Annotated in this window: 27 protein-coding genes and 1 pseudogene; 17 read left to right on the top strand and 11 right to left on the bottom strand. The window is 44.2% G+C overall.

Translation table 11 applies throughout. The features are described 5' to 3' along the window. Window positions 1–128 precede the first annotated feature (128 nt). From RBH91_RS13625 to RBH91_RS13605, 5 genes are all read left to right on the top strand, one after another. A complete protein-coding gene (locus tag RBH91_RS13625) occupies window positions 129–842 on the top strand; it encodes a response regulator transcription factor (protein ID WP_307891923.1) in 714 nt (237 codons plus the stop codon). Next, entirely contained in the window at window positions 832–1,860 is a 1,029-nt protein-coding gene (locus tag RBH91_RS13620; protein WP_076758522.1) for a sensor histidine kinase, read from the top strand. The genes RBH91_RS13625 and RBH91_RS13620 overlap by 11 nt, the downstream gene beginning before the upstream one ends. Before the next feature lie 77 nt (window positions 1,861–1,937). Beyond that, window positions 1,938–2,858, top strand: a complete 921-nt coding sequence (bcrA, locus tag RBH91_RS13615) for a bacitracin resistance ABC transporter ATP-binding subunit BcrA (protein ID WP_125921371.1) — start codon at window positions 1,938–1,940, stop codon at window positions 2,856–2,858. Next, a complete protein-coding gene (locus RBH91_RS13610) occupies window positions 2,851–3,585 on the top strand; it encodes an ABC transporter permease (RefSeq protein ID WP_307891922.1) in 735 nt (244 codons plus the stop codon). The genes bcrA and RBH91_RS13610 overlap by 8 nt, the downstream gene beginning before the upstream one ends. Before the next feature lie 179 nt (window positions 3,586–3,764). Continuing rightward, a complete protein-coding gene (locus RBH91_RS13605; protein WP_307891921.1) occupies window positions 3,765–4,376 on the top strand; it encodes an undecaprenyl-diphosphatase in 612 nt (203 codons plus the stop codon). A gap of 77 nt (window positions 4,377–4,453) precedes the next feature. Here RBH91_RS13605 and RBH91_RS13600 read toward each other — a convergent pair. Further along, window positions 4,454–4,893 (bottom strand): annotated as a pseudogene (locus RBH91_RS13600) (SMI1/KNR4 family protein); the annotation flags it as partial. Between the two features lie 345 nt (window positions 4,894–5,238). On the opposite strand from RBH91_RS13600, the gene RBH91_RS13595 reads away from it, so the two are divergent. From RBH91_RS13595 to RBH91_RS13585, 3 genes are all read left to right on the top strand, one after another. Continuing rightward, window positions 5,239–5,727, top strand: coding sequence for a hypothetical protein (locus RBH91_RS13595; RefSeq protein ID WP_076758529.1), 489 nt, complete (start codon window positions 5,239–5,241; stop codon window positions 5,725–5,727). A 115-nt stretch (window positions 5,728–5,842) separates the two neighbouring features. Further along, on the top strand, window positions 5,843–6,505 hold the full coding sequence (locus RBH91_RS13590; protein ID WP_076758531.1) for an ATP-binding cassette domain-containing protein: 663 nt from the start codon (window positions 5,843–5,845) through the stop codon (window positions 6,503–6,505). Next, window positions 6,483–7,448 (top strand): ABC transporter permease, encoded by a 966-nt coding sequence (locus RBH91_RS13585; RefSeq protein WP_307891920.1) that lies wholly within the window; start codon window positions 6,483–6,485, stop codon window positions 7,446–7,448. Before RBH91_RS13590 ends, RBH91_RS13585 begins: the two co-directional genes overlap by 23 nt. 192 nt (window positions 7,449–7,640) lie before the next feature. Here the strand turns inward: RBH91_RS13585 and RBH91_RS13580 are convergent, their stop codons facing one another. Beyond that, entirely contained in the window at window positions 7,641–7,766 is a 126-nt protein-coding gene (locus RBH91_RS13580) for a hypothetical protein (protein ID WP_275667265.1), read from the bottom strand. Next, window positions 7,763–8,866, bottom strand: coding sequence for a response regulator aspartate phosphatase (locus RBH91_RS13575; RefSeq protein WP_307891919.1), 1,104 nt, complete (start codon window positions 8,864–8,866; stop codon window positions 7,763–7,765). Before RBH91_RS13575 ends, RBH91_RS13580 begins: the two co-directional genes overlap by 4 nt. A gap of 415 nt (window positions 8,867–9,281) precedes the next feature. On the opposite strand from RBH91_RS13575, the gene RBH91_RS13570 reads away from it, so the two are divergent. The 4 genes from RBH91_RS13570 (at window position 9,282) to RBH91_RS13555 (ending at window position 12,914) form a co-directional block, all read left to right on the top strand. Beyond that, window positions 9,282–10,541 (top strand): MFS transporter, encoded by a 1,260-nt coding sequence (locus RBH91_RS13570; RefSeq protein ID WP_307891918.1) that lies wholly within the window; start codon window positions 9,282–9,284, stop codon window positions 10,539–10,541. Between the two features lie 305 nt (window positions 10,542–10,846). After that, entirely contained in the window at window positions 10,847–11,377 is a 531-nt protein-coding gene (locus RBH91_RS13565; protein ID WP_076758543.1) for a GrpB family protein, read from the top strand. A 140-nt stretch (window positions 11,378–11,517) separates the two neighbouring features. Next, entirely contained in the window at window positions 11,518–12,477 is a 960-nt protein-coding gene (gene coaA, locus RBH91_RS13560) for a type I pantothenate kinase (RefSeq protein WP_307891917.1), read from the top strand. A 35-nt stretch (window positions 12,478–12,512) separates the two neighbouring features. Further along, window positions 12,513–12,914 (top strand): VOC family protein, encoded by a 402-nt coding sequence (locus RBH91_RS13555; protein ID WP_307894746.1) that lies wholly within the window; start codon window positions 12,513–12,515, stop codon window positions 12,912–12,914. Window positions 12,915–12,960: 46 nt separating this feature from the next. Here the strand turns inward: RBH91_RS13555 and RBH91_RS13550 are convergent, their stop codons facing one another. Continuing rightward, window positions 12,961–14,202 carry an MDR family MFS transporter gene (locus RBH91_RS13550; RefSeq protein WP_307891916.1) on the bottom strand — a complete coding sequence of 414 codons (1,242 nt, stop codon included), beginning with the start codon at window positions 14,200–14,202 and terminating at the stop codon, window positions 12,961–12,963. A 143-nt stretch (window positions 14,203–14,345) separates the two neighbouring features. Next, window positions 14,346–14,555 carry a YqzH family protein gene (locus RBH91_RS13545; protein WP_076758555.1) on the bottom strand — a complete coding sequence of 70 codons (210 nt, stop codon included), beginning with the start codon at window positions 14,553–14,555 and terminating at the stop codon, window positions 14,346–14,348. Window positions 14,556–15,282: 727 nt separating this feature from the next. Between RBH91_RS13545 and RBH91_RS13540 the strand changes: the two genes are divergently transcribed. The 4 genes from RBH91_RS13540 to RBH91_RS13525 all read left to right on the top strand — a co-directional run bounded on the left by RBH91_RS13540 (window position 15,283) and on the right by RBH91_RS13525 (window position 18,464). Then, window positions 15,283–15,729, top strand: coding sequence for a DUF6376 family protein (locus RBH91_RS13540; protein WP_076758978.1), 447 nt, complete (start codon window positions 15,283–15,285; stop codon window positions 15,727–15,729). Window positions 15,730–15,978: 249 nt separating this feature from the next. Next, entirely contained in the window at window positions 15,979–17,241 is a 1,263-nt protein-coding gene (locus tag RBH91_RS13535) for a Y-family DNA polymerase (RefSeq protein ID WP_083696931.1), read from the top strand. A 16-nt stretch (window positions 17,242–17,257) separates the two neighbouring features. Then, a complete protein-coding gene (locus tag RBH91_RS13530; protein ID WP_076758563.1) occupies window positions 17,258–17,596 on the top strand; it encodes a YolD-like family protein in 339 nt (112 codons plus the stop codon). Window positions 17,597–17,801: 205 nt separating this feature from the next. After that, window positions 17,802–18,464 carry a FusB/FusC family EF-G-binding protein gene (locus RBH91_RS13525; RefSeq protein WP_307891915.1) on the top strand — a complete coding sequence of 221 codons (663 nt, stop codon included), beginning with the start codon at window positions 17,802–17,804 and terminating at the stop codon, window positions 18,462–18,464. A gap of 33 nt (window positions 18,465–18,497) precedes the next feature. Here the strand turns inward: RBH91_RS13525 and RBH91_RS13520 are convergent, their stop codons facing one another. From RBH91_RS13520 to nikA, 6 genes are read right to left on the bottom strand one after another with little or no spacing between them, the layout of a single operon-like run. Then, window positions 18,498–19,832 carry an MATE family efflux transporter gene (locus RBH91_RS13520; protein WP_307891914.1) on the bottom strand — a complete coding sequence of 445 codons (1,335 nt, stop codon included), beginning with the start codon at window positions 19,830–19,832 and terminating at the stop codon, window positions 18,498–18,500. A 12-nt stretch (window positions 19,833–19,844) separates the two neighbouring features. Next, window positions 19,845–20,630 (bottom strand): ABC transporter ATP-binding protein, encoded by a 786-nt coding sequence (locus RBH91_RS13515; RefSeq protein WP_076758567.1) that lies wholly within the window; start codon window positions 20,628–20,630, stop codon window positions 19,845–19,847. Continuing rightward, window positions 20,627–21,466, bottom strand: a complete 840-nt coding sequence (locus RBH91_RS13510; RefSeq protein ID WP_076758569.1) for an ATP-binding cassette domain-containing protein — start codon at window positions 21,464–21,466, stop codon at window positions 20,627–20,629. Before RBH91_RS13510 ends, RBH91_RS13515 begins: the two co-directional genes overlap by 4 nt. Before the next feature lies 1 nt (window position 21,467). Continuing rightward, window positions 21,468–22,304: a nickel transporter permease gene (nikC, locus tag RBH91_RS13505; RefSeq protein WP_404802445.1), complete on the bottom strand. Its 837-nt coding sequence runs from the start codon at window positions 22,302–22,304 to the stop codon at window positions 21,468–21,470. Then, window positions 22,301–23,242 carry a nickel ABC transporter permease gene (gene nikB / locus RBH91_RS13500; RefSeq protein WP_307891913.1) on the bottom strand — a complete coding sequence of 314 codons (942 nt, stop codon included), beginning with the start codon at window positions 23,240–23,242 and terminating at the stop codon, window positions 22,301–22,303. Before nikB ends, nikC begins: the two co-directional genes overlap by 4 nt. Continuing rightward, on the bottom strand, window positions 23,239–24,780 hold the full coding sequence (gene nikA / locus RBH91_RS13495) for a nickel ABC transporter substrate-binding protein (RefSeq protein ID WP_307891912.1): 1,542 nt from the start codon (window positions 24,778–24,780) through the stop codon (window positions 23,239–23,241). Before nikA ends, nikB begins: the two co-directional genes overlap by 4 nt. 938 nt (window positions 24,781–25,718) lie before the next feature. Between nikA and RBH91_RS13490 the strand changes: the two genes are divergently transcribed. After that, window positions 25,719–25,931: a hypothetical protein gene (locus tag RBH91_RS13490; protein ID WP_076758579.1), complete on the top strand. Its 213-nt coding sequence runs from the start codon at window positions 25,719–25,721 to the stop codon at window positions 25,929–25,931. Window positions 25,932–25,976 lie beyond the last annotated feature (45 nt).

The following is a 25,976-nucleotide window of genomic DNA, read 5'->3' as shown; positions in this document are numbered from 1 at the left end:
GCAAAGAAAAGAGAGGAAATACTTCAAAAAACAAGCAGCGGTCTGTGCCGCAAATGATGACATCGATCAAAAGAGGATAGACATATAGATGGAATTCGAAGAAATCAAAACATAAAGCGGGTGAAACCATGGAAGCCATACGAGTGCTCATAGCCGATGATGAAAAAGAAATCAGAGATTTATTGAAAACCTATTTAAAAAGAGAGTGGTATGAGGTAGATGCGGCAGTAGACGGGGAAGATGCCCTAAGGCTGTTTGAACAGAACCATTACCACCTGATCATATTAGATTTGATGATGCCTAAGATCGACGGAATAGAAGTATGCAGAAGAATAAGGAGTCATACGAATGTTCCGATTCTGATGCTGACGGCCAAAGACCTTGAAGGCGATAAAATATTAGGGCTGTCGATGGGTGCTGATGATTATATTACAAAGCCTTTCAGCATGAACGAAGTTCTGGCACGGATCAAAGCTCTGCTGAGGCGCTTTTTAGTCCTCGGCAGTGAGACTCGCACGGATGAAAAATCGCTGATTCAATTTAAAGGATTAACCATTGATTTGAAAACATATACGGTCACGGCTGAAGGGCGAGAGATCTCGCTTACAGCGAAGGAATTTGAACTGCTGAAGTTTTTCGCCGCAAATCCGGGCCAGGTATTCACGAAGACGCAGCTGTTTCGAAACGCTTGGGGCAATCAATACATAGAAGATGATAATACTGTCATGGTGCATATCAGAAAGCTCAGAAAAAAAATAGAATCTGACCCTTCTGATCCTCAGTTTATTCAGACTGTGTGGGGCATCGGCTATAAGTTTGTAGGTGAGAAAGATGCTGAATGATAAAAAGATACTCCTTCTCATCCTGCAATTTGCAGCGGCTGCCGCGCTTTTATTCACTAATACCGGCTCTTTCGGGATGTTCAGTGTTATATTGTTTATTTTTCTATTCGGGAGCACCGCACTTTTATTCGTCTCAAGGCTTCGTTTTATCAGCCATTTAAAATGGATTGATGCCGAGCTGAAGCGCGTGGCAGACGGGAATGTAAGTAGAAGGCTGCTTGCCAAAGACAACCGGTTATTCAATGAAATCATTTTTTCGATGAATGAATTGATTGAACAGCTTGAAAAAGTACAAATCAACGCCGCCAAATCAGAAACGGCGAGAAAAAGACTGCTGTCTAACATTTCCCACGATATCCGGACGCCGCTTACATCTATTATTGGCTATGTAGATGCTTTAAAAGACGGGGTAGCTTCTTCTGAAGAAGAAAAGCAGGAATATCTTCAGATTATTTCTAAAAAATCCAACAGCTTAAAGCAATTGATCGACGAAATCTTTAACATGGCAAAACTGGATGCAAATGAAATCCAATTGAATACCGATTCCTTTGACTTTGCTGAAATCGTTCGGGAAACGCTGATAGACTTTTTACCTGAACTGAAAAAACAGGATATTGAATTGGAAGTTCAGATTCCGGATAAAAAGTGTTTAGTCATGGCGGATCGGCTGAGTCTGATCCGCGTGATAGAAAATATCGTGAAAAACGGCGTCCATTATGGAAAAGAGGGGAAGGTGCTGGGAATCGAGCTGACAGAATCAGAGCATGAATATCAGCTTCTGATCTGGGATCAGGGACCGGGAATTCCGGAAGGCGATCTTGAACATGTGTTTGAAAGAATGTATCGAAGAGACCGCTCGAGAAGCCTTGATGACGGCAGCGGTTTAGGACTTGCCATCGCCAAATCCCTAATCGAAAAAAACCGCGGAAGCATCTGGGCGGAAAGTGTCCCTTGGAAAAAAACGACTTTTGGTTTTTCACTTCCTAAACAAAACCATCGCCATTCATTTAAGAAATAATTAAGAATTGGTTAAGAAGGAATTAAATCCTTCTGTTTATGATGTAACTATAAGGTTAGTGAAAGCGAGTGAACCAGTTGAGCACAATCATAAAAACGACGAATCTCACGAAAATGTACGGGTCGCAAAAATCTGTAGATCACCTTAATATAAACGTAAAACAAGGAGATATATACGGTTTTTTAGGCCGAAACGGCGCCGGCAAGACAACGACAATCAGAATGCTGCTGGGATTGATCAAACCCACCCATGGGCAGATTGAGATTTTTGGAGAGAACTTTTTCAAGAATAAAAAAGACATTTTAAGGAGAATCGGCTCCATTGTTGAAGTCCCGGGTTTTTATGCAAATTTGACAGCGAGGGAAAACCTATTGATCAACGCGAAGATCATCGGTGTCCACAAAAAAAATGCGATCGATGAAGTATTGGAAATCGTGGGGCTGCATAATGAAACGAAAAAGCTCGTCGGCAAATATTCCTTGGGAATGAAACAAAGATTAGGGATTGCAAGAGCCCTGCTTCACTATCCGGAGCTGCTGATATTAGACGAACCGACAAACGGCTTGGATCCGATCGGCATCAAGGAAATGAGAATGCTCATTCATTCCTTGGCCAAAGAAAGAAACATCACGATCTTCATTTCAAGCCACATATTATCTGAAATCGAACAGCTCGTCGATCATGTTGGGATCATTCACGAAGGAAAGCTGCTTGAAGAAACCCCTTTTGATCATCTTAGGGAAAAAAACCGCAAATATCTTGAGTTTCAATTATCCGATCAAAATAAAGCGGCCGTTCTGATGGAACAGCATTTTGATATTCACGACTATGAAGTTCACCAGGACGGAATCATCCGGGTCTATTCCCATTTGGGTCAGCAGGGGAGGCTCAATAAAATGTTTGTCGAAAACGGCATCGAAGTATTGAAGATTACGATGAGCGAGGACAGTCTTGAGGACTACTTCGTGAAATTGATAGGGGGCGGGACGATTGGTTAATTTGCTATACACGGAACTGCTGAAGCTTAAGCGTTCACAGATGTTTTTAGTCAGCATTCTGGGAGCGGCGGCAGCCCCTTTCATCTGTTTTATATCGTCTTTAGCCAAGAAAGCCAAGTACCCTGATGTACCCATTCGATTCAGCGAGACTTTTTCCGATACCAACCTGTATATTGTCCTGCTGATCGGAGTCCCTTTATACGGCGTTATTACTTCGTATTTATTCAATAGGGAATATACTGAAAGCACGCTGAAGAATCTATTAACGATTCCTGTTTCAAGAATCAGCCTCATTGTCAGCAAATTGGTTCTGTTGTTTATTTGGATCATGATGCTGACTTTAATCGCTTGGGTTCTGACCTTTTTGTTTGGACTGGCCGGACAGTTTGAAGGGCTGAGCTTCCAGGTTCTTCTAGAATCGTTTATACAATTTATCATCGGAGGCGCTCTTCTCTTTTTCCTGATCACTCCGATTATATTTGTCACGCTGCTGTTTAAAAATTATGTGCCCACTATTATATTTACGATCATTATTTCAATGGTCAGCATTATGGTGTATGGTACGGAATACAGTGCATTATTCCCTTGGTCAGCAGTATGGGTGATAGCTGCCGGTACCTTCTTTCCGGAGTATCCGCCGGAATATTCTTTTATCAGTGTTTCTGCTGCAGCTATTCTTGGATTAATCGCGACGATCGTTTACTTTAAGAAGATCGATATTCATTGATATGGCGTATAGGGAGTTTGCAATGATGCGACCTGCAAATTCCTCTTTCAGCCTTGCTGTAACTTTCCGGTTTTACATATATGACATTCGATAAAGCGCGGGAGTGAATGATCAGTGGCCTTTCTGCGCAGTTGAAATGGATATATTGTCTATAAAAGTTTAAAAAAGGAGATGTGGAAATGTCTTTTTCAGAGCTGAATATTGATGTTTTTCGTGCCATTAATGATTTAGGAAAAGAGTATTCAATGTTTAATCCAGCTGTTTATTTTCTGGCGGAATACATGATGTATATTCTCGCGCTGGGTCTTGTGGTTTATTGGTTGACCCGAACCACCAAAAACAGACTGATGGTTATCTATGGAGTCATCTCATTTGTGATTGCTGAGATTCTCGGGAAAATCGCCGGCTCTATTTATTCGAACTACCAGCCCTTTGCAGAACTTCCGCATGTCAATCAGCTGATTGAACATGAAATTGATAATTCGTTTCCGAGCGACCATACGATTTTATTTTTTTCAATCTGTTTTTTGTTCTTCTTATTCTACAAGAAGACGGGATGGCTGTGGCTTGTACTCGCTTTCGCCGTAGGGGTTTCCCGGATTTGGTCAGGCGTCCACTATCCTTTCGATGTGGCGGCCGGAGCTCTCTTAGGAGTTTTATCAGCCCTGTTTGTATTCTGGACAGCACCAAAGCTGGCGTTTATCAACCAATTGCTTGCTCTTTATGAAAAGGGAGAACAGCGGATATTTCCTTCCAAAAATAAATCCAATGATAAATCGAAAAACTTTTAAGCATTAGGCTGCCCGGTTTTCTCAGGCAGCCTTTTCCTTTTTCAAGATGGTATCCGAGCGGATGCGCCGTTCTAGATTTCCTCTATATACAGCTTGGCGATGAACTCATCAAAAGAATCGGCCAGTCTGAAATCCTCCTCATCTTCCAAATCGAAGTAATGGACAGGCGGATTCTCTTTCACTTCTCTGTAGTCAAGAGCGATCCAAGTATGACCGTCTCCATGGAGGAGAACGAGACCGTCAGGCAGTTCCCACTCTTCAATCAGATCAGCGCTTTCCAGAATACCGTCTTCTTTGCCTATCCCCAGCAGAAGTCGAACTGGATATGGTCTTTCGCCCAGGATGTCGGACGGTCTGTCGGAAAGGCATTGTATTTGATGAATCCTCCGTTCTGCAGGAGCACCAATTTTTTGTACGATTCAGGAAGATTGACCCCAAGTTCTTTTTCCGCTTTGAGAATGGCTTTCTCGTTTATTTTCTGCAAAACATACGGGTCTTCACTTTCGGTTTTCCACATATTCTCCCATCCTTTTCTGTCATTGTTTTGAACCATTTCTATTATAAATGGAGCATGATGTTTTTGGAATGTATTTGTCGAAAATGATATTTTTGTAAATATAATAATGGAAAAAACAAGAAAACTAAATTGATAATAAGGTAAAATATGTTATAATATCAATAAATGAGGAGGGGATAATTTCCAATAGGCAATGATTAAATGGTCTGATCTGCTAGGAATCTACCTTTTAATCGATTAAAATAATAGAATGCGCGACCTTAAACCGTTTTTTGTATATGGAAAATGATGATGGGTTCCAGCTCAGACATACATAAGAATATTTTAAAATACGGGGGGAGTAACATGAAAAAAGCGATTTTAGGATTTTCTTTGTCAGCAGCACTCTTGATTCCATCCTCATTTGCTGCGGCTGCGGAAGGCGGCCAGCTGACAGATGAGCAGAAAGAACTGCTTGAAGCCAAAACAGAGTATGTCCAATCACTTCCGAAACAAGCATCTGTTCAAAGCAATGTGACGGCTTATTCGGGAAAGAGGCTCACGATTAAAAGAGGGAGCTTTCTCGCCTGGTCAAAAGATTATATTGACTGGTACTACAACGGCAAAAAAGTGTCCAAAAGCAGCGGCTCGCAAGATGTGGGATATATTTTTCCGAACGTCGTGAGAGCAAAAGGGATTAAAAGGTATTACAAATCTTCCGGGCTTCACAAATGGAGAGCCAAAAAAACACACAGCATCGGGACCGTTACACCTTGGGGAGATGTGGAACTTGCAAGCACTACATTTACGGACAGAAGATGGGTCAACAAAAAAGGCAAGTATGGAAAAGACTAATTTGAAATAAAAAAAGGGCATAAAACGCTGCCAAAAGACTATTTTGAAAATCCTGGCAGCGTTTTATAATGAAGAATGTTGCAACACATCCTGATGCAAGAAAGGATTTTTTAAATTGATCAAAATCAGCGATTTAACAAAAGCATATGGGAACAAGGCGGTTTTCAATCGCCTCAATATGAACATCGAAAAAAACAAAATCAGCTTTCTGATGGGGGAAAACGGCGCAGGGAAAACGACCTTGCTGAAATGCCTGCTTAAGCTTGAACATTTCAAAGGCGACATTTTATATAGCGGCGAGCCGCTTGAAGCGGTCAGAGATCAGGTGCACGTCATTTATGATGATTCTCCGTTCTATTTCAATCTAACGGGATACCAAAACATCAACATATTATTGAACAAACGGGTTGAAAAAGATGAGCTCGAACAAATCTCGCAAAAGTTTCTCGATCATGCGCTCTTGAAAAAGAAAGTCAAAACCTATTCCTATGGACAAAGAAAAAAGCTTGCTTTAATGATCGCCGCCTTAAACAAACCGGCATACTTGTTTTTGGATGAGATTTCAAACGGCCTGGACTACCGTTCAATGATGGAGCTTCAGGAAATGATCAATAACTGGTCAAGTGAAATGACCATTGTAGCTGCCGGTCATCAATTTGAATTTTATTCATCGATCGTCGATCAATTATTTGTGCTAAAAGACGGTTCGGCTTTGCATGTGGAAAATTTTAAAACGAATGGAGCAGAATTGGGCGATGTCTATAAAGAATATTTATAACATTTTTAAGAAAGAGCTTGCTTATCAATCCTATTCCAAAATGCTCTTCATTTTATTCATTCCTCTTCTATTGATTTCATCAGGATACATATATTTTCAGTATAAGAATACGGTCAGCAGCTATCAGTTGTTTAAGAAGACAGAAGCAGAATATGAAAGCCTCGGAATCGATATTAAGCAGGCGCTGGGCTCGCCCGTCAAGGTGAAAGAAGGAGAGCTGAAGAGCAAGGATGGCGACGGAGAAATCGTTGAAAACATTTTAAGGTATGATTATGAGCAGTTCGTATTGTCCCTTCACCATCTTCAGCCAAAACAATCGGTCATCATCACGATGGAGTGGATGGGCTTCATTGTTTTTCCTTTGGCTTTCACGCTTTATGCCATCTATATTTCCTCATATGATATGAGATTTAAGACGGTGAAAGTCAAGGCGGTTAAGCATGATTGGAAGTCGGTTTTGCTTGCCAAACAGTGTTCGGTTTATATGGTGATGCTAGCGGCAATGGCAGCTGTTTTATGTACGGCATATATGTCAAGCTTCATTTTTTATTCCCTGGCATCCAGAGTCATCCCGGTTGATCAGTTTTCAATATCTGCTCTTCCAAAAGCCAATATCCTTCTTCAATTTATTGTCGTTCTGACCGTCAGCTTTATTTTTGCAACGATCGGGTTTTATTTAGGCGTCCTGTTCAGAAGTTTTATTACACCAGCTTTGCTGTACATCATTTACAGCCTGCTCGTTCCTGCACTTGGCAAATTTGATCTGAAAAATCTGCTGTCCAATCTGGGGCATGCGGTTTTTAATTTCAACGGCAACTTCAGACTGTTCACCCCGGTGAAGGTTGACATGTTTCCGATCATCATCATTCTGGCCGCGTCTATCGGATTGCTGTCCGCCGTCACCTATTATATGGCACACAGGCAAAGCAAGTATGTCGTGTGAATAGCAGGCTGTTTGAAAGAGAGTGCGGGCCCGCACTCTCTTTTGTTCAAACGGGGCCAGGATATTTTTTTGAATTGAAAAAGGAGCGGGTGTAAAACGAAGGACCCGCTCCTTACATGATTGTCCAGAAATTCTGTAAACTCCTTGATATACTGACCCGTTCATTTCTAAGCACTTGTCTCTTTAAATGTTTCACGTAATGGCTTTCTCAGCTACATGAAATCCCGGTGCTTCGACTGTAATCGCTTTTTCAAGCGGACTGAAAGCAAAAGTGATTGTCAGGATGCTTAATATTCCGATGATACTAAGTTTTTTCATGCTAACGCCTCCATAACTTTCATCATTTGATTTTTTGCTTTTATTGCTCTTTTAAAGTATTCAACAGACCTGGATAAATTTCCTTGTTTCAAATAATATTCTGCAATTTGTTCATCAAGTTCCGAGGTATCCGGCCATAAATTTTTTTGTTCAAGGAATTGTAAGGATTCATTGATTACAGAATCATTATGGCAATCATATAAAGAGTGAATTAACTTTAACTTTGCTTCGTACTCCTCTTCTCGAAATGTTTTGGCATATGCAAGTCCTTTATCATACCAGCTTCTTGCTTCGGCAGTCCGGTCACTTCTGTATAGAACGTTTGCCATCATATATAAAGTTCTAATGCCATTAATTGATTCCATATGTTCCGCAATGTTAATCGCTTTTTTTAAATATTCTTCAGCAAGTTTAGGAATATTTTTTCTGTCATAAATTAACCCGAGGTTATGATATACGATACCGACTTCCTTTGGGAATCCCGCGGCTTTAGCTTCATTCAGCGCTTTTTGATAATGTTCTTCCGCCGAGGTGAATCTATACATATCATACATATTGGCTCCGAGAACCATCTCACACTTTATGGATCTATGCCTATAATCTTCCCATTCTCGAAAAATGCTTCTTGCTTTTAAGGCATGGCTTATCGAAATGAGATGCTGGTCTATCTGATAATAGGCTTCGCTAATTTTATAATGAAATTCTGCGTGTTCTATTTGGTCGGGGACATTGCGGAGTTTGGCTTCTGCCAGCTGATAAAAATTGATGGCTTCAACATAATTTTTTTTGTAAAATTCATATACCCCTGAGAAGAACAATGAATAATAAACGATCATGTTATCGGTGTTTTCTTCTCCAATTGCCTTGATGGTATCATAAACTTTATCAGTATCCTCAAGTTTTTCTTCAGTCAAAACCTTATAGCGAAAATCTAATAGATTAAAATATATGAGCAAATCCTGATCTTCATCCATATGCGGCAATAAGCTGCGGATTTCCTCTTTTAAGGCTGCTGCTTCTGTCGTTTGATGGCGTTTAATCATGCCATACCATTGATTCAGCATTTTGGCAATTTGTTCAGATGCTATTTTTGTGACCAAGCGGTATTCATCCTTCCTTCTGATTGTTTATAATATTTTGAATTTTTATCCTGGATGTCATTTCCTTATGTATTATTTTACAAAAAAGCCTTTAGACTTACAATCATTATCTTTTTTCTATTTTGTGAAAGATGTTGGAAAAGGGGCTTTGCCCTAAACAATATGATTCATTTTGAGGTTGATAAAAGTTTATACGTTCATCCATCAATAAAAATAAGAGCAATCATTCAAGGTGTGAAGTTCTTTTTCAGGAGCGTGTGAGTTGGAAATTGATCCTGATACATTTCATCTCAACCTTACGAGATGAAAGAGGGATTATCTGGGAATATATTTGACTTGCTGGCTGCAAATAAGATAATGTAATATAATAACATTATTTATAATGATAGGAAATTTGAGTGAGGGGGGACGGAGAGTGAAAAGAGAGAACAGCGTTTGGCAAAAAAACTTTATTTTTCTTTTTTGTTCAAAGCTGATAAAAATCACTGCGGACAGTTTCGCATTTAATTCTATTCTGTGGTTTCTGATCTTTGAAGGAAAAGGGGCGATAGGAACCGCTTTATTAATAGCTGTATCTTTTCTTCCTCAAGCCTTATTAGGGCCAGTGATCACTCCGCTCATGAAAACAAACACATTGAAGTTTTGGATGTTCTTTGCGGACTTAACCAGAGCATTGCTGATGTTTGTTATTCCAATATGCTACTTCAATGGATTTTCACCGCTGTGGTTTATTATTTTGATGACGCTCATACATTCAGCTACAGGAGCTTCTTACAACCCTGCATCTGTATCATTGATTCCGAAAGTTGTGAAAGAAGATCTTATCCAAAAAGCAAACGCAATAATACAGTCATCTGAACATATGATAAGACTGGCTGCGGTTACACTTTGCGGAGTCTTGATCGTTATGATCGGGGCGTCATATACAATGCTGATCCCGCTTTCACTGTATATCATTTCAGGCTGTTTAGTCTTGTTCATTCATTATGCAAAGAAAAGCGATAGAGTTGAAGGTGAAACATCAACGACACAAGGTACATATTTCAAAAAATTAAAAAGGGGATTTGCACTTGTTCGTCGGCATCATATTTTATATCCGTTGGCGATTTATTGCGTATTTTCAAATATTGCATCTGCTCCTTGGGAAGCACTGTCCGCATTCTATATATCAGAAGACTTAAACGGAGGGCCTATCGTTCATTCTTTATTAAAAGTCACGACGGCCGGCGGAGCATTTTTGCTCGGATATGTGCTGGCTAAAGTAAAGGTGAATCGGTATGGGCTATTGTTTGTTGCTGCCGGCATGATTGAAGGAGCTGCATTTTTCATTACAGGCATGAACGCGTTCTTGCCACTGGTGTTCCTCGCGGCATTTGCACTAGGGGCTACTGTCAGCGCCATAAATGTACCGGAACATACCATTATTCAAATGTCAGTTGAAGATGAGGATCAACCGCAGGTTTATGCAGTCATCAGCATGATCTCATACGTTATGATTCCAATCGGTGCCTTGCTTGGAGGATACGCAGCGACTTTTTTTGGAGCGGGGAAAGTGATTGCTGTAGGGGGGCTTGTTGAAATCCTTGCAGGCATAGTCATTCTTTTGTTTACAAAGCTTGGGAAAGCTCAACGAACGGATCTGATAAAAGAAAAAGAACTCGACTTGAAGATTTAATGATCATATCAAACTGAGGATCGCTTTATTTGTCTTTTTTTGTGGATGAAACAGCAATGGAGTAATTTGAAGGCATTTAAAATATCATAACAAAACGGTCTGGAATTTCATAAACAGACAGTTTAGCGAATTTGGACGGGCATATGCCGGTTGAGATGACGGAGAGAAGCGAAGGGGTTCCAAGATTACCAGACTATTTGTCGTAAGCATAAAAGAGTGCAGAAGGCGCGTTTTTTATTTTGTAAAGGCGGAATGATATTCTATTATTTCATTGAAGACTTAAATGGCAAAAAGGAGCGGTAAACATGAATGTTATTGTAACGGCCTATAATGAAAAATGGCCCCGCCTGTTTCAGGAAGAAGCGCAAAAATTGAAAGCCATTTTCGGCGGTGAATTGATCGATTTTCATCATATCGGCAGCACGTCTGTACCGGGGCTTCAAGCCAAGCCGATCATTGATATGATGCCGGTTGTCAAAAATATCGAAAATGCTGAAATCTTCAACAGAGAAATGATTGCGTTCGGATATGAGCCGCTCGGGGAATTCGGTATTCCGGGAAGGCGGTATTACCGAAAAGGCGGAGACAAGCGGACCCATCAGATCCATATGTTTCAATTCGATAACCGTGAAGAGATTGACCGGCACTTGGCGGTCAGGGATTATTTAAGGGCGCATCCCGAGGATGCCGAAATGTACGGTCGTTTCAAAGCGCGGCTTGCGGAACAGTTTCCTTTTAACATTGAAGCTTACATGGATGGCAAAGATACGTTTGTCAAACGATTGGAACAGCGCGCGCTTGATTGGAAGGCGAACCACAGCAACCGTCTCAGATGAGGCGGTTTTTTATCTGCAGATATTAAAAAATCTTGATCTCTCGTCAATATTCAAAAAATTCTATATAATATAATGGCGGTCTGGAATCAATTTCAAAAAAATTGGTCAAACAGTGTATGACAGAGGGACAGGTGAGAAATGTGGCGAATCAAGATTTAAATTTGCAAACGTTATATACGAGTCATACCCGTGATGCCTGGGCGCAACTGGGCGGCCATATGTCAGTGCAAATCACGGAAGAGGAAGCGAAAGAGCTTGAAGGTTTAAATGATTATCTGTCATTGGAGGAAGTGGAAACGATTTATGTTCCGCTGGCACGGCTTCTTTATTTGCATCGGACTTCTCAGTATGAGCGGAACATCCGGGTGAACGGTTTTCTGAATCACCCCCATGCAGCGAAGATTCCGTTTATCATCGGGATAGCCGGAAGTGTGGCGGTCGGAAAAAGCACAACCGCCCGGATCATTCAAACCGCACTCTCCCGCTTGCAGGAACGGCTGAAGGTCAGCCTGATCACAACAGACGGGTTTCTTTATCCAAATGCAATTCTCGCAGAAAAACAGATGATGTCGCGGAAGGGTTTTCCTGAGAGTTATGATGTCAAGGCGCTGCTTGAGTTTTTAAACGAATTAAAGTCAGGAAAGGAAAGCGTCAAGGCGCCTGTCTACTCCCATTTAACTTACGACAGAATGGAAGGTGTCTTTGAAACGGTGAAAGAGGCGGATATTGTCATTATTGAAGGCGTCAACGTACTGCAAACGCCGACGATTGAAGATGACCGGACAAAGCCGCGTGTTTTCGTATCTGATTTCTTTGATTTTTCGATTTATGTAGATGCCGAGGAAGATCTCATCATCAAATGGTATCTCGAGCGGTTCCGCATGCTCAGGGAGACGGCGTTTCAGGACCCGACTTCTTATTTTCATAAATTTAAAGATCTGACAGACGATGAAGCGGATTCGCTGGCGAAGTCGATATGGGAGACGGTCAACCGCCCGAACTTGTATGAAAACATTCTGCCTACAAAATTCCGGTCGGACTTCATCCTGAAAAAAGGAAAAGGCCACAAAGTCGAAGAGATTTTGGTCAGACGGGTGTGACATCAAGGAGATAGAAGCGGGAGGATAAGAGCGTGATTCATCATATTGAACTATATGTTTCAAATGTAGAAAGATCAAAGCGTTTTTGGGGGTGGTTTCTAAAAGAGCTCGGCTATGAGGTTTATCAGCAGTGGAAAGGGGGCATCAGCTGGAAAGCGAATGGCGCCTACATCGTCCTTGTTCAGGCAGAAGCGCGCTTTTTAGAGGCAGGCTACCACAGATGCCGGGTCGGTTTAAACCATCTCGCCTTTCAAGCGGCTTCAAGAGCCCAGGTGGATGAAATGACAGAGCAGCTGATTGTACGCGGCTATCGGATGTTATACGAAGACAGACACCCGTTCGCCGGCGGAGCCGGACATTATGCGCTGTACGCGGAAGATCCCGACCGTATCAAGGTTGAGCTTGTGGCTCCGGCTGACGTCCGCCCGACCATTTAACCAGAAGGCCCTCCGCCGAACGGAAGGGTCTCGCTCTTGCGCTCTTTTAATTTTGCAATGTGTTTTCTGAATGCATGTTCACTTTTGCGGCTTCCATCACTCTGACTTTTCTGAAGGCCGCAATGAGAAAAGGCACTCCGCAAAGGGTCGCGAGGGCCAGGATGGAAAAGGTGAAAAAAGGCTTCCCTGCTCCGAAAGCATCCAGCAGCATGCCGCCCGCCCACGGACCGATGACGCTTCCCAGCTGGGTAAAGCCCATCGCTCCGAAATAAGTCCCTTTGAGTTCAGGGTGTGCAATTTGGTCAATCAATAGATCCATCATAGAAAATAACAAAACTTCTCCTGTTGTAAACAATACAACAATGAAGATGATGGATAAAAGGTCATGGAAAAACGAGAGGCTGAACAGGCTCATGCTAATCAAAACATTTCCCGTGATCAGCGACAAAATCGGTGAAAACCGTTTTGCGATATGGACGATCGGGTACTGTATGACCAGCACGACCGCAGCATTTAACGTCAGCATCATCCCGAATATCTTCGTCCCATCTGCAATGAAAGGACTTGCCGACATGTACTGTGCAAGCGTCGATGTGAAGTGGGAATAGCCGAACAGACAAAGAATCGAGCCGATCAGCGTGATTGAAAACACCCGGTCTGTTCTTGTCACCTGCAAGGCATCTCTTACTTTAATGCGCTTATTCGTCTCCCTTACCGGCACAGTGTGATTTTGAAATTGAACCGCCAGCACGGCCCCGTAAATGAAATAAATAAAAGCCGCGATGAAAAACGGCAGCGTCGTTTTGGAAGAGCCGAGGTACAGGCCTAAAAGCGGACCGAAGACGACGCCGAGGTTGATCGCTGTATATCTAAGATTGAAGACAAAGAGGCGCGTCTCAGGTTTGGATACATCGGAAAGCAGCGCTCTTGAAGTCGGTTCAAAAAGCGCGCGGCACAATCCGTTCAAGGCATTCATCAAAAAGAAGGTCCAGACGCGGTCGGCGAGTGCGAAGCCGGCAAACACGAGCACCCAGCCAAAAATCGAGAGCAGCATGATCTTTTTCCGGCCGAACCGGTCTGATAAATACCCCCCATAAAAGCTCGCCGCAATTCCAATCAGGGAGCTTGCCGCTATCACGGCTCCCGCAAAAGCGGCTGAAGCCCCCTTGACCTGTGTTAAATAAATCGCTAAAAAAGGAATGCTCATTGTGGTTCCCATCCGTCCGAAAATCGTTCCGACAATAATGGTCCAGCTGAGCGGGTGGATATTTTGCCATTTTCGTTTCATGATGAACGCTCCAGATAATCATATTTTATTGTATTATCATACATGAAACAGATGGTGATGAATAGAGGAATTTCTAAATCTTGGGGCGAAGGCGGGGGAAAGCTTCCTGGCTTTGGAAGCCGCTCCGGGAAGCATTTATCGCATTATGAAAACAAGCCTTGATTTGTGACATAATCATAGACGACATCCTCAATATGAGCATGCAGCCCCTCGTCCGGCTCCTCCGTCCGCCTTTCTTGTAAAGCCAGCTTCAGGATTTGTTTTTCATGGGGGCTGAGGGGGTCGATTGCGATGTTGCGGCCGTATTGCCTGAGTGCCTGTCCGAGCATTTTTTCAATCAGTTTTTCATCCATTTGCCTTCTCCTTTAGGAGCGATTTTTCTTTTATCTTACTAGGAAAAAACGATGTTCTCAACAGGTTTCGGGACTCCGGATGTGAAAGTTTTTTGATGAGAAAACGCGAGGGACGCTCATCGCTGTGAATGGTCTTGCACATATCATGATTAAATAAAACTGCTAAAATAAAAAAGAATCGGAATGAGGCAGCATTCCGGCTTTTTATGAGTCTCGTTAAAATAGACCATTCCTCGAACTTGTCAGGGCTCAAGGGATGGTCTGTTTGCCTTTTTTGACAACACGGCAATGCAACAAGAGATTGTTTCATATGCAGTCATCCGCACCACCCCCTTTCCCAGATGGGGTATTATACCATATCGCCATCTTTCAAGAAGGTGTTTTTTGCGGCCCGTGCCAGTTCTTTAACCGCCAGCAGGAATTTGACCGGATAAGCCTGATGCTTTAAAATAAAAGTAATAAAAATGAATACTCCAAAGGGGAGTAGCTGTCACAGTAAAGTCGTCATTACGGGATATCTTAAATCCTCGGCTTTGCTGGCAATCTAATTGTTAGCGAGACCTTTGCCAAATCTGATTTGGTGAAGGTCTTTTTGTTTATCAACTTCACCAAATCGGTGGAGTTTTTTCATTTTTATCAAAAAGGGAGAGGGGAGCTGATGATGTCCAGACATGAATTGACGAAGAAAGGTCTGCCATGGGCGGAAAAAACGATAAGGAGGCAAACAATGAAAAGAATTCTCACAGTTCTGGCCGGAATCGGCCTTTTCGGAGCGAGCGGATGCGGAATGCTTGATCAGGTGAATGACGGATTGAACTATACAAATGAAGCGGCCGGCTATATCCAAAAAGTGAAAACATTTGCGGAGGAGGCGCCTTCCTTGGCTGAACAGGCTGTAAACGATGCGGATGCAAAAGAACAGCTGGAAACACAGCTTGAGTCTATTCAGCAGGCTGCGGCCGATTTTAATGAATTAACCCCGCCCGATGCTGCAGCCCAGATTCATGACACGATCGAGAAGCATAATGAAACACTGCAAAAAAGCGCTGAGGATGTTTTGAAAAGTGTTGAGGAAGGAAAATTAACAGTCGAGAAGATGCAGCAGTCAGAATTGGTGCAAAGCGCTCAGCAGATCAGTGATGTGATGGGCCAGATTGAAAAATTGACAGAATAGAAAAAAGCATCCCGAAAATGGGGTGCTTTTCTGATTGCTCAAAAATCGAGCTCATACCGCAGACGAGGGTCGGTCAAAAACCTCTTTTGCCTCCCAGCAGCAAGAAACGATTGGCATGTTGAAAACGGCAGAACGTCAAAGGGAATATTTTCTTTGGATAAATTTACGCCTGGAAATCGAACGCATATTCGCAGTATAGTATTCATACACTAATGATGCGAACGTCAGTTCCTTTTTGGGGGTTAGATGATGGACTATAGTCAATATCCGGCGCGCTCGATTTTGTGCGTTGATATGCGGAGTTTTTATGCCAGCTGTGCCGCCGTTTTGCTCGGGCTTGATCCGATGACTTGCTTCTTAGCGGTTGTCGGAAACACAGAGCGGCAGGGCAGCATCGTTCTGGCTGCCTCACCGGCTCTCAAAAGAGAGTTTGGCGTTCAAACGGGGACAAGGCTGTATCAGCTGCCAGACGACCCGCGCATTCGGCTTGTCAATCCGAAGATGGGGCTATTCGTCCGTGTTTCAACAGAGCTCACCCGGCTGTTCTGCCGCTATGTGCCGCATGATGCCGTTCATACATACAGCGTCGATGAAAGCTTTATCCAGGTGGACGGCGTGAAGAACATGTGGGGAGATGCACGGACGATTGCCGCGAAAATTCAAGATGACATGGCAAGGGAGTTTGGGCTGCCCTGCACCGTCGGCATCGGGCCGAACATGTTGATGGCAAAGCTCTGCCTTGATCTTGAAGCGAAAAAAACGGCAGACGGGGTGGCCGTTTGGGATTATGAAGATGTAGAAACAAAGCTCTGGCCTTTGTTCCCGCTGCGGCGGATGTGGGGGATCGGCTCCAGGCTGGAAAAGACGCTGAACCGCATGGGGATTTTTACAGTCGGCCAGCTGGCACACTATGATCTCAAACGGCTTGAGAAAACATTCGGTTTGATGGGAAACCAGCTTTACTATCACGCTTGGGGCATTGATCTTTCAGCCATCGGAGCGCCGATCATGGCGGGGCAGGTCAGCTACGGAAAGAGCCAGATCCTGCTTCGCGATTATCCGAACCCGGATGAAGTCAAGCATGTCATTCTTGAAATGTGCGAAGAGGTTGCCAAAAGGGCGCGTGACCATCAGCAGGCGGGGCGGACCGTCAGCCTCGGAATTGAATACAGCCGCGATGAGTTTGGCGGAGGATTTTATCGTTCGAACACGATGGAAAGCCCTTCAAATGTCACACTTGATCTTTACCATACATGCCTCGCATTGTTCGAGCGCTTTTATGAGGGGAAAACGGTTCGGAAAGTTTCCATTTCTCTTTCCAACATTGAGGATGACACCCATATGCAGCTCGACCTTTTTCGTCCGGATCAGGAAAAAAAGCGGATGCTTGGCTATGTGATGGACGGCATCAGAGAACGGCACGGCTCAACAGCGCTTTTGCGCGCCGTTTCCTATACAAACGCCGGAACCGCCCGTCTGCGGTCAAAGCTTGTCGGCGGACATCAGGCATAGAAAGGAGAATCTGCGGATGTTAAAAGACAGAGGCAACATCAAATGGGTTTCCATGATGCTGCCGGAGCACGTGGAATTGCTCAGGGAATATCATGAAAGCCTTCAAAAACACGAGAAACCGATTTTGGATGAACAAAAATATGAAGAATTCAATGACATCATTTGTGAAGCGATGGCGGAAAACAGACTTTTGCAATTTGCCTATTACCGGCAGGGGGAGGTCAAAACGCTTGTCGGCCGCATCCATTATGTTGACGCTCTGAAACGGGAGCTGCGCATTGTAACCCCTGCGGATGAAATATGCATGTTAAAGATGGATGACATGATTGAGATTGAATATGATTGTCGTGTATAATGAAGAAAGTATTCGGAGGTGTATAAAATGGTAAATGACATTCATTTGCCAGCTGCAGCGTCTCATGCAAAGCCTGTTATCTTAAAAAGGCGATACTTTGCATGAGGTGGAGTTTTAAACAAATCGCCTGAAGAGCAAGGTATCATTTCTGATCATACGGCTTTGCACCTTATTTCACATATATATAAATAAGGAGCTGGCAGAAATGAAGAATGTAAATACAGTGAATATGAACCCTTTTATCAGAAATGATCAATATAATTTTATTAAGTTTCAAACGGACAGTCTTGTCCAAGGACATGCGAACATCAAGGACGGAAACGTGCTTGACGCTTTGAAATCCAATGCGTTGGATCAAGTATTAAACCTGTTTCCTGATCTCAGCAATCAGCAAAAGAATTTGCTGTGCCAGATGGTTGAAGTGGAAGACAGCAGCGAAGCCATCCGCTTTTTAGCTGAGTTAAAGCATGATGTGATACCATTTCAGCATGTAACAGTAAAGGTCGCTAAAAAACTGTTTTCTAAAGTGAAAAAGTTAAAGACTCCCGAATTTGAGCAGATGGATTTCCGCGGATATTCCTACTTGGGATGGAATGATGCGGGATCAGGCAGGAAATACATGATTGTGGATATCGGAGGAAGACTGATAGGCATACACGGCACGATCAAACCCAGCCATAAAAAAGGGATCTGCTCGATATGCAACAGGGCCGAAGCGATCGGACTATTCATGGCCCGGGTGAAAAGCGGTAAAGAAACCTATACGGACAGAGGCAATTACATTTGCTATGACAGTGAAAAATGCAACCAAAATATGATGACATTAGATCATCTGAACGATTTTGTCGTGCAATTAACGAAATACTGATCTAAAAAACCCGGCTGAGCTCAGCCGGGTTCTTTATGATTCGGCCTTAAGCCTTCCACTGTACTGCTCCCCGAAAATCCGGGCGGCCAGCCCTGGCACGGCCATACATAAGAACACAGAGCGGCCGAGGCTGAATAAAGTAAAAGCGAGCCACAGCCCATGGTTTCCGAAAGCGGGTACAGCGGTGAAAAAGGCGGCCAAAAAACCAAGGGCGGCCAAAAGCATCGAATTTCTGACAGGGCCTATTTCAGTGGCGCCCGTAAAGATTCCGTAGAAAATCAATCCAAAACCTGCGGTTACAGGATACAGCATGATCCAAACATCGTATGTTTTGGCAGCTTCCAGGACGCTTTCAAGCGGTGTAAATAAAGGAATGATCGCATCTTTCAAGAGAAAATAGCCGGCGGCAAGAACCGCTGACGAAATAAGCGACCACTGGAATGAAAGAGAAAGCGTCCGGGAATAGAGGCCGCGATCCAAATTCCCTACGGCTTTTCCGGTAAAAATACTTGATGCATTGGCAAATCCGTCAAAAAAGTACGCCATCATATAATGAATTTGAATCAAGATGGCATTGGCGGCCAAAATTTCAGAACCAAAACCGGCGCCTTTAGCTGTAAACAAATTGAAAACCGCCAGAAGGCACAATGTTCTGATCAATAAATCCCGGTTGACCGCCATCATTTTTTTTAACGGCTTCGGATCGAGCAAAAGTTTGACAGGCGGCAGTTTAAACGGTATGGCAGCATTTGTTTTCACAAGCCAGCAGCCGATCAGACAGCCCGTTATTTCAGAAATCACGGTAGCCGCGGCGATGCCGTATACTTCCATATGAAAGACATAAACAAAGACGACATCAAGGACGATATTCAAGACATTCATCGAAATTTGCAAAAACAATGTCACTTTGATGAGTGACATTCCTATCAGCCAGCCGAGAATACAGTAGCTGACTAAAGCGAAAGGGGCTCCCCAAATCCGCAATGAAAAATACTGGGATGCAAATTCAGCCGTATGCGCATCCGGCTGAATCAGCATCAGCGCTGAATATTCAAGCGGTTTTTGCAAGATGATGAAGATCAATCCGGCAAACAGCGCGATACAAACGGGCCGTGTGAGCGCCAAAACGCTCTCTGAGCTGTTTTGAGCGCCGAGCGACTGAGCGGCGAAGCCTGAAGTGCTTACCCGCAAAAATCCAAACAGCCAATACATCGTGTTGAAAATGATCGTTCCAACTGCAACACCGCCAATGTAAGCAGGGGAAGAAAGCTGTCCGGCCACCGCCGTATCAACCGCTCCGAGCAGCGGGGTGGTAATCGTTGAAATGATCAGCGGAATGGCGACCGCAAGATAATGTCTGTGGTTCATGTTTTACCCCCCTTATGATTCAAACACCTGAAGCAGCTTTTTTGCATAGGGGTGCCTTTTTTCGGAAAACAGCTCTTCTTTTGCAAATTGATCTGCAATCTGCCCGTCTTTCATGATCATGATGTGATGGCTCATAAAATGAACAGCGGCGAGATCATGTGAGATAAACAAGTAAGAAAGGCCCATTTCGTCCTGCAGATCCTTCAGGAGATCCAAAATTTTCGCCTGGCTGGTGACATCGAGGCTTGCGGTCGGCTCGTCAAAAATGATTAAAGACGGCTCGATGCTGATGGCTCTGGCGATCAAAACCCGCTGCCGCTGTCCGCCGCTTAATTCATGCGGATAGCGGTCAAGAAGGTGCGGCGGGAGGCCGACCATGGCAAACAAATGTTCAGCGGCAAGGCGGCGATTCGCTAAAATTCCCCGCAAAAATAAAGGGGCGTCTTTTTTAGAGACATCCAAAGGCTCCATTACAGAATCAATCATTTTTAGCTTTGGATTTAATGAAGCGGCCGGATTTTGAAAAACAGCCTGAAGCTTTCTGCGGTAAAGACGGGCGTCTTTTTTGTTTATGCTGCTAAGCGGGTGTTGATGAAGCCAAATCTCTCCCTGATCGATGTTTTCCAGCAGCAAAAGGCAGCGGGCAAGCGTACTTTTCCCGCTGCCGCTCTCGCCGGTCAGGCCGAGGCACTCGCCTTTCCGAATGGAAAAGGATACATTGTCAACGGCCTTGTGTCCGCAAGAATAATGTTTTGTCAGGTTGCTGACCGCAAGGACGGTCTCTTCTTTTCGGGTCATGAAGCTCCTCCTGTTCCTGTGAGCGCCGTGTCCTTTTCTGACGCGGCCATCAGCCGCAAAGGTGGGTTTTTCAGCGGGGGAACTGCGGCAAATAAACGTTTTGTATACTCGTGTTGCGGATGCTTCATTAAGCTCGCGGTTCCTCCGCTTTCAACAATTGCTCCGTTCTGCATGACAGCTGCCTGATCGGCATATCTCTTGACAAGCCGCAAATCATGCGTGATAAAAAGGACAGCGCAGTTTGTTTTATCGCGAAGCATGGCCAGCTGCTGTAAAACGTCGGCTGCTGTGATGCTGTCTAAGGCCGTTGTAGGCTCGTCGGCGATTAAGAGCTTCGGCTTGAGCACCATGGCTTGAGCGATGGCTGCTCTTTGCAATTGTCCGCCGCTCAATTGAAACGGATAACTGTCATATACTCTGTTTTCCGGCAGGCAGACCTCTTGAAAAGAGCGGAGAATCTCTTCTTTTCGTTTTTTCCTAGGCCAGTCGGTGTGCGCTTTGACCATCTCATCGATTTGTCTGCCGATGCGAATGAACGGCGTAAATGCGCCGTGGCAGTCTTGAAAAATGCAGGCAATGTCTTTGCCGCGAATATCCCGGAGCTGTTTGCGGCTTGCCTCGAGCATGCTATGCTCTCCAAATCGTACATTTCCGGCGGAAATCGCTAATCCGCCGGGAAGCAGCCCTGCGATAGCAGAAGCGGTCAGGCTTTTTCCGCTCCCGCTTTCTCCTAATAGAGCAAACCATTCTCCTTCATGGATCGAAAGAGAGACGTTTTTGACAATCGCGTGCTGCCGGCGGCTGATCGTTAAGCTCTCGATGGACAAAATCGGCATTTTAAGAAACTCCTTTCTTGTTTTTGACATCAAACCGGTCTCTTAAGGAATCGCCGTAAAGGTTTGATAATAAGACAACAAGCATGATCGCCAAGCCGGGAATCACCATCAGCCAGGGAGCGTGTAAGAAATAATTTTTGCCGTCGTTCAGCATGGCGCCCCATTCAGGATGTGGCGGCTGAGCGCCCAGCCCGATATAAGAAAGAGCTGCGATCATTAAAACCGTTTTTCCGATATCAAGTGTCGCAAGCACAGATACATTCCCAAGCACGTGGGGAAGAAGATGCTTTTTAAGAATGGCCGCAGGATGCAGGCCGGTCAGCTCGGCCAATGCAATATAATCTTTTTGTTTTTCTGAAAACACAGTGCTTCTGACAAGCCGTGCATAACCGACCCATTTGACGGCGACGACCGCCAAGATTAAATTCATAAGCCCCGGGCCAAGCAGCCCGCTTAAAACGATTGCGACAATATAATCAGGAAAAGCCATAACGGCATCAACGATTCTCATCATGATCCGGTCCAGCCGTCCGCCGAAAAAGCCTGAGATCAGTCCGATGGGAACACCTATACAAAGGGAGATCGCAATCGCAGCCAAGGCTGTGCCGACTGTCGCTTTCGCCCCCGCCATCATCCGGGAAAAGATATCTCTGCCCAAATGATCAGTCCCAAGCAAATGATCGGGGCTTATCGGCTGCAGCCGGTTTGCCATATCTGTGCGAAGCGGATCAAAGGGCACGAATAAAGGAGCTGAGAACAGCGCCAAAAAAAACAGCGCCAGCACAAGTCCGATCAGCCTGGCCTTGTTCTGAAACACTTGTTTGACAGCTTTTTTCAACGGCGTCCAGCCTCCTTTAAGCGAATTTCCGGGTTTAGATATTGATAGGAAAGGTCAACTAAAAGATTGATCAGCACAACGGTGACCCCCATGAATAAAATGTAGCCCTGAATGATCGGGTAATCCCGCTGAATAATCGCATCAATGACGAACTTGCCGACGCCGGGGTATGCAAAAAGAACTTCAATAATCACCGTTCCCCCAAGCAAGCTTCCCAAACTGACCCCGAAAATCGTGATGACAGGGACAAGGCAGTGGCGAAACGCATGAAACAAAAAAATTCTCGTTTCGCTGATGCCCCGGGCTCTGGCTGATCTGACAAAATCCTGTCCCAAGCTTTCAATCAGGCTCGACCTCACAAGGCGTACATAAACGCCTGACATGGCGATGCCAAGCGTGAGAGAGGGGAGGATCAAATGCTTAAATGTACCCGCCCCCATTGACGGCAGCCATTTCAGCCTGACGGAAAACAGATCAATCAGAATAAAACCGAGCCAAAAGCTGGGAAGTGCAGCTCCGATTAAAGCGAGCAAGCGGCCGATATGGTCGATCCACCGATCCTGATATAAAGCCGAAAGCGTTCCGATCGGCACCGAAATCAGAAGCATGACGAGAAGCGATGTGCCGGTAAGCAGCAATGTCGCCGGGAATTTTCGGCTGAGTTCATCAATGACGGGTTCGCCGGTTGTATAGGAATGTCCGAAATCAAACTGGAAAAATCGTTTGAACCAGTTCCAATATTGAATGTAAATCGGCTTGTTAAACCCGAGTTCTTCTCTAAACTCCTCAATTTGTTCGTCCGTCACTGCGACATCATCAACCCGCAGCATTTGTTTCACCGGGTCGCCGGGCGCCGCTTTCATAAAGACAAAGCTGATGAAAGAAAGCAGGAATAGGAACAAAATCAGTTCAAACAGCCGCTTACTGATCTGTTTCATTTTGTTTTCACATCCAAATCTTTTGTCAGCATATAATACTCGCTTTTGCTTGTTTCCCAATTTAAAACATGATCTCTGTAAGCTGTTATGTTTTGCGGAGTGACAATGAAAGAGTTCAATGCATCCTTCTCGATCAGCTCAGCCGCTTTTTTGGCGAGGCGGTTTCGCTTTTCTTCATCAATGGTGCGGTTGAATTCCTCAATCCATTTGATCAATGTTCGATGTTGGATCCCGCTATAGTTTAAAGCGCCATTCGGCATATAGGCGGTATTCAGAAAATAGCCGGCATCTCCTCTTGGGGCGGTCATTGCGCTGTATGTCGCCAAATCCCAATCCTCGTTTTCAGACAGATACTCATCGATATTTTCCACTTGCTGAATCTTGATGGATATCCCCAATTCTTTCGCATTCGACTCCAGGACTTGGGCGATTAAAGGCAATTCCGGACGTGACTGATAAGTTAACAGAGTAAAAGATAAAGCTTTTCCATTTTTCACGGCTTTCCCATCTTGCATTTGATAGCCTGCTTTTTTCAGTTCGGCTTTGGCCGCTTCTAGTCCGCTCGGTTTCTGGACCTTGCCGGAAGCAAACGGGAAGCCGGCTAAAAACGGGCCGTCAGCTGCTTGCGCATGTCCGCCAAGGATGCTTTTCGCTATTTCTTTTCGATCCAGCAAAGCATCCAGCGCATGACGAAGATGGACATCGGCCAGACTGTCTTTTTCTGTATTGTAAAGCAGCTGGTGAACGCGCAGGCTTGGAACCGAATCGACAATGATTGACGGATCTTTTTGAATATGGTCAATATTCTCAACACTCGGCCTGTAAATAATGTCGGCATCTTTTGACTGTAAAGCCATGACGCGTGCGTTTGCATCTTCGTTAAATGAAAAAGTGACGCGCTCGAGCTTCGGCTTACCATCCCAATAATCTTCATATCGTTTCAGTTCAATTTTATTTCCCGATTCAAATGTAGACACTTGAAAAGGTCCCGTTCCGACCGGTTTTTGAGAGAAATTCGTTTCATTGACGTCAATGATCGATGTATTGGGATGAACCAGTTCAGAAGGAAATTCGGGAAAAGGCTCATTTGTCGTGATCGATAATGTTTGTCCATCCGCTTTGATGTTTTTAATCTTTAAAGCGTTCTTCATGGCCGCGCTGTCGCGGATCGTCCTTTCCAAAGAAGCCTTTACGGCTTTGGCGTCTGCTTTTTTGCCATTTTGAAAGGTTATGTTGTCTTTTATTGTGAATACCCAGGTTTGTCCGTCTTCACTTTTCCAATCCTTTGCCAGCCAAGGCTCAATCTTGAGGTCTGGGCTGATCTTTACGAGTGTTTCGCTGATGCCCGCCCGGACGGACGTGTAGTTGACATCCAAATGAGGGTCAAGCGTCTGACTTGGGATATTAAAAAGAAAGGTGAGTTTTTTATCATCACCTCCCCGGTTTTCAGCAGCGGATTCACCGCTCCCGGAAGAGCAGGAAGCAAGAAATAAAAGGAAAACAATCGGCATGATCAAGCGTTTTGCTATGTAAGTCATATATGACACCTCCAAAAAGTAATAGTTACGATTTGCCCTCACTATCATATGAGATATTTCCTCCTTTGTAAACAGAAATTTTGGAGCGGGGAAAACTCTTGCTATAAATAGAAGGTTTTGTGAATGCGTTTTTAAGCTGATTGCACGATTTATAGTCAATGTCCTATAACTGAAAATTCAGATGATAGCACAATCAGTTCATAGAAGAGTGGTAAGGCCTTTGTTAAAGACAAAATGCTCGATCAGCAAAATACCATTCTGATCAAGGATTTGTCAGACGAATTCAAAGCGAGCACCAGAACCATCGAAATGGTGTAAGAGACTGGCTGAACCAAAAAATCGAGCTGTCTCCCAGCCAAACCGGGGCATCTGGCTTACATGTTCGGACAGGAAGCGCCTTCAGGCCGAAAAACGCCTCCGGCAGCTCAAGAAGAGAATCTTCGCATTAAAAGGAAGCTGTTTTTTCTTTATTACAGGAGTGACGGCTTCAAAAATGTCAAAGGTTCTGAATGTCAGCCGCAATCCGGTTTTAAAGGATTTAAATCAGGAGCTCTAATGGCGTAGGCAGGCGCAAAAGCCTTTTTGTCAATGCCTTAATCGAACCCTTCGGCGTTCTGGGAGAGGGTTTGATTTCAACAGGATCGAAAAGCTTGGCATGCAAGGAAAGGGTCTCATCATGAAGGACGGGGTCAAACCATTCGATGAAGTGACGGTCATTGCAGAAGGTGATACAGGTTATGAAGATCTGAAGGTTATAACATATTTTGAATAAACATGAAGCCGGAAAGCTGCCACTTGAAGCTTTTCCAAATAAAATAGGTCTGTAAAAAAGAGAGCCCGAATAATTTGAAACAAAGGAGTTAATGGCACGATTTACTCAGACAAAAAATATGCTGTTAATAAGATGTTGAAACAGCAAGTGAAAGGAGCCATAAGTGATGATGATCACAGTAAAAATACGCCATACTGCTGAAACCGAAGGCACAGACATAGGTGACTTCACTCCCGCTGAAATTGAAAGTATCGTCCAGACGATCAGAAAATACGGAGCTTGGCTTTCACCTGATGCCGAAACAGATGACTATAAATTTACCTTTCAAGATGCGAAATACAACCTAGAACAACGCGTATTCGAAATTATCGTGGAATAATAAAATGCCGGGGGGCTACGGACACTGAATGAACGATCAAAAGGC

It is taken from the genome of Bacillus swezeyi (assembly GCF_030908325.1).
Taxonomy (GTDB): domain Bacteria; phylum Bacillota; class Bacilli; order Bacillales; family Bacillaceae; genus Bacillus; species Bacillus swezeyi.
This window is presented reverse-complemented; position numbering and strand designations above follow the sequence as displayed.

Excerpts from the sequence above, each read along its gene's own strand:
- RBH91_RS13530 (WP_076758563.1), top strand. The coding sequence starts at position 17,258 with ATGTTAAAAGACAGAGGCAACATCAAATGGGTTTCCATGATGCTGCCG.
- RBH91_RS13490 (WP_076758579.1), top strand. The coding sequence starts at position 25,719 with ATGATGATCACAGTAAAAATACGCCATACTGCTGAAACCGAAGGCACA.
- RBH91_RS13565 (WP_076758543.1), top strand. The coding sequence starts at position 10,847 with ATGAATGTTATTGTAACGGCCTATAATGAAAAATGGCCCCGCCTGTTT.
- RBH91_RS13510 (WP_076758569.1), bottom strand. The coding sequence starts at position 21,466 with ATGCCGATTTTGTCCATCGAGAGCTTAACGATCAGCCGCCGGCAGCAC.
- RBH91_RS13580 (WP_275667265.1), bottom strand. The coding sequence starts at position 7,766 with ATGAAAAAACTTAGTATCATCGGAATATTAAGCATCCTGACAATCACT.
- RBH91_RS13550 (WP_307891916.1), bottom strand. The coding sequence starts at position 14,202 with ATGAAACGAAAATGGCAAAATATCCACCCGCTCAGCTGGACCATTATT.
- RBH91_RS13515 (WP_076758567.1), bottom strand. The coding sequence starts at position 20,630 with ATGACCCGAAAAGAAGAGACCGTCCTTGCGGTCAGCAACCTGACAAAA.
- RBH91_RS13625 (WP_307891923.1), top strand. The coding sequence starts at position 129 with ATGGAAGCCATACGAGTGCTCATAGCCGATGATGAAAAAGAAATCAGA.
- RBH91_RS13585 (WP_307891920.1), top strand. The coding sequence starts at position 6,483 with ATGTCTATAAAGAATATTTATAACATTTTTAAGAAAGAGCTTGCTTAT.
- nikB (WP_307891913.1), bottom strand. The coding sequence starts at position 23,242 with ATGAAACAGATCAGTAAGCGGCTGTTTGAACTGATTTTGTTCCTATTC.
- RBH91_RS13545 (WP_076758555.1), bottom strand. The coding sequence starts at position 14,555 with ATGGATGAAAAACTGATTGAAAAAATGCTCGGACAGGCACTCAGGCAA.
- RBH91_RS13525 (WP_307891915.1), top strand. The coding sequence starts at position 17,802 with ATGAAGAATGTAAATACAGTGAATATGAACCCTTTTATCAGAAATGAT.
- RBH91_RS13620 (WP_076758522.1), top strand. The coding sequence starts at position 832 with ATGCTGAATGATAAAAAGATACTCCTTCTCATCCTGCAATTTGCAGCG.
- RBH91_RS13520 (WP_307891914.1), bottom strand. The coding sequence starts at position 19,832 with ATGAACCACAGACATTATCTTGCGGTCGCCATTCCGCTGATCATTTCA.
- RBH91_RS13595 (WP_076758529.1), top strand. The coding sequence starts at position 5,239 with ATGAAAAAAGCGATTTTAGGATTTTCTTTGTCAGCAGCACTCTTGATT.
- RBH91_RS13535 (WP_083696931.1), top strand. The coding sequence starts at position 15,979 with ATGGACTATAGTCAATATCCGGCGCGCTCGATTTTGTGCGTTGATATG.
- nikA (WP_307891912.1), bottom strand. The coding sequence starts at position 24,780 with ATGACTTACATAGCAAAACGCTTGATCATGCCGATTGTTTTCCTTTTA.
- RBH91_RS13605 (WP_307891921.1), top strand. The coding sequence starts at position 3,765 with ATGTCTTTTTCAGAGCTGAATATTGATGTTTTTCGTGCCATTAATGAT.
- RBH91_RS13540 (WP_076758978.1), top strand. The coding sequence starts at position 15,283 with ATGAAAAGAATTCTCACAGTTCTGGCCGGAATCGGCCTTTTCGGAGCG.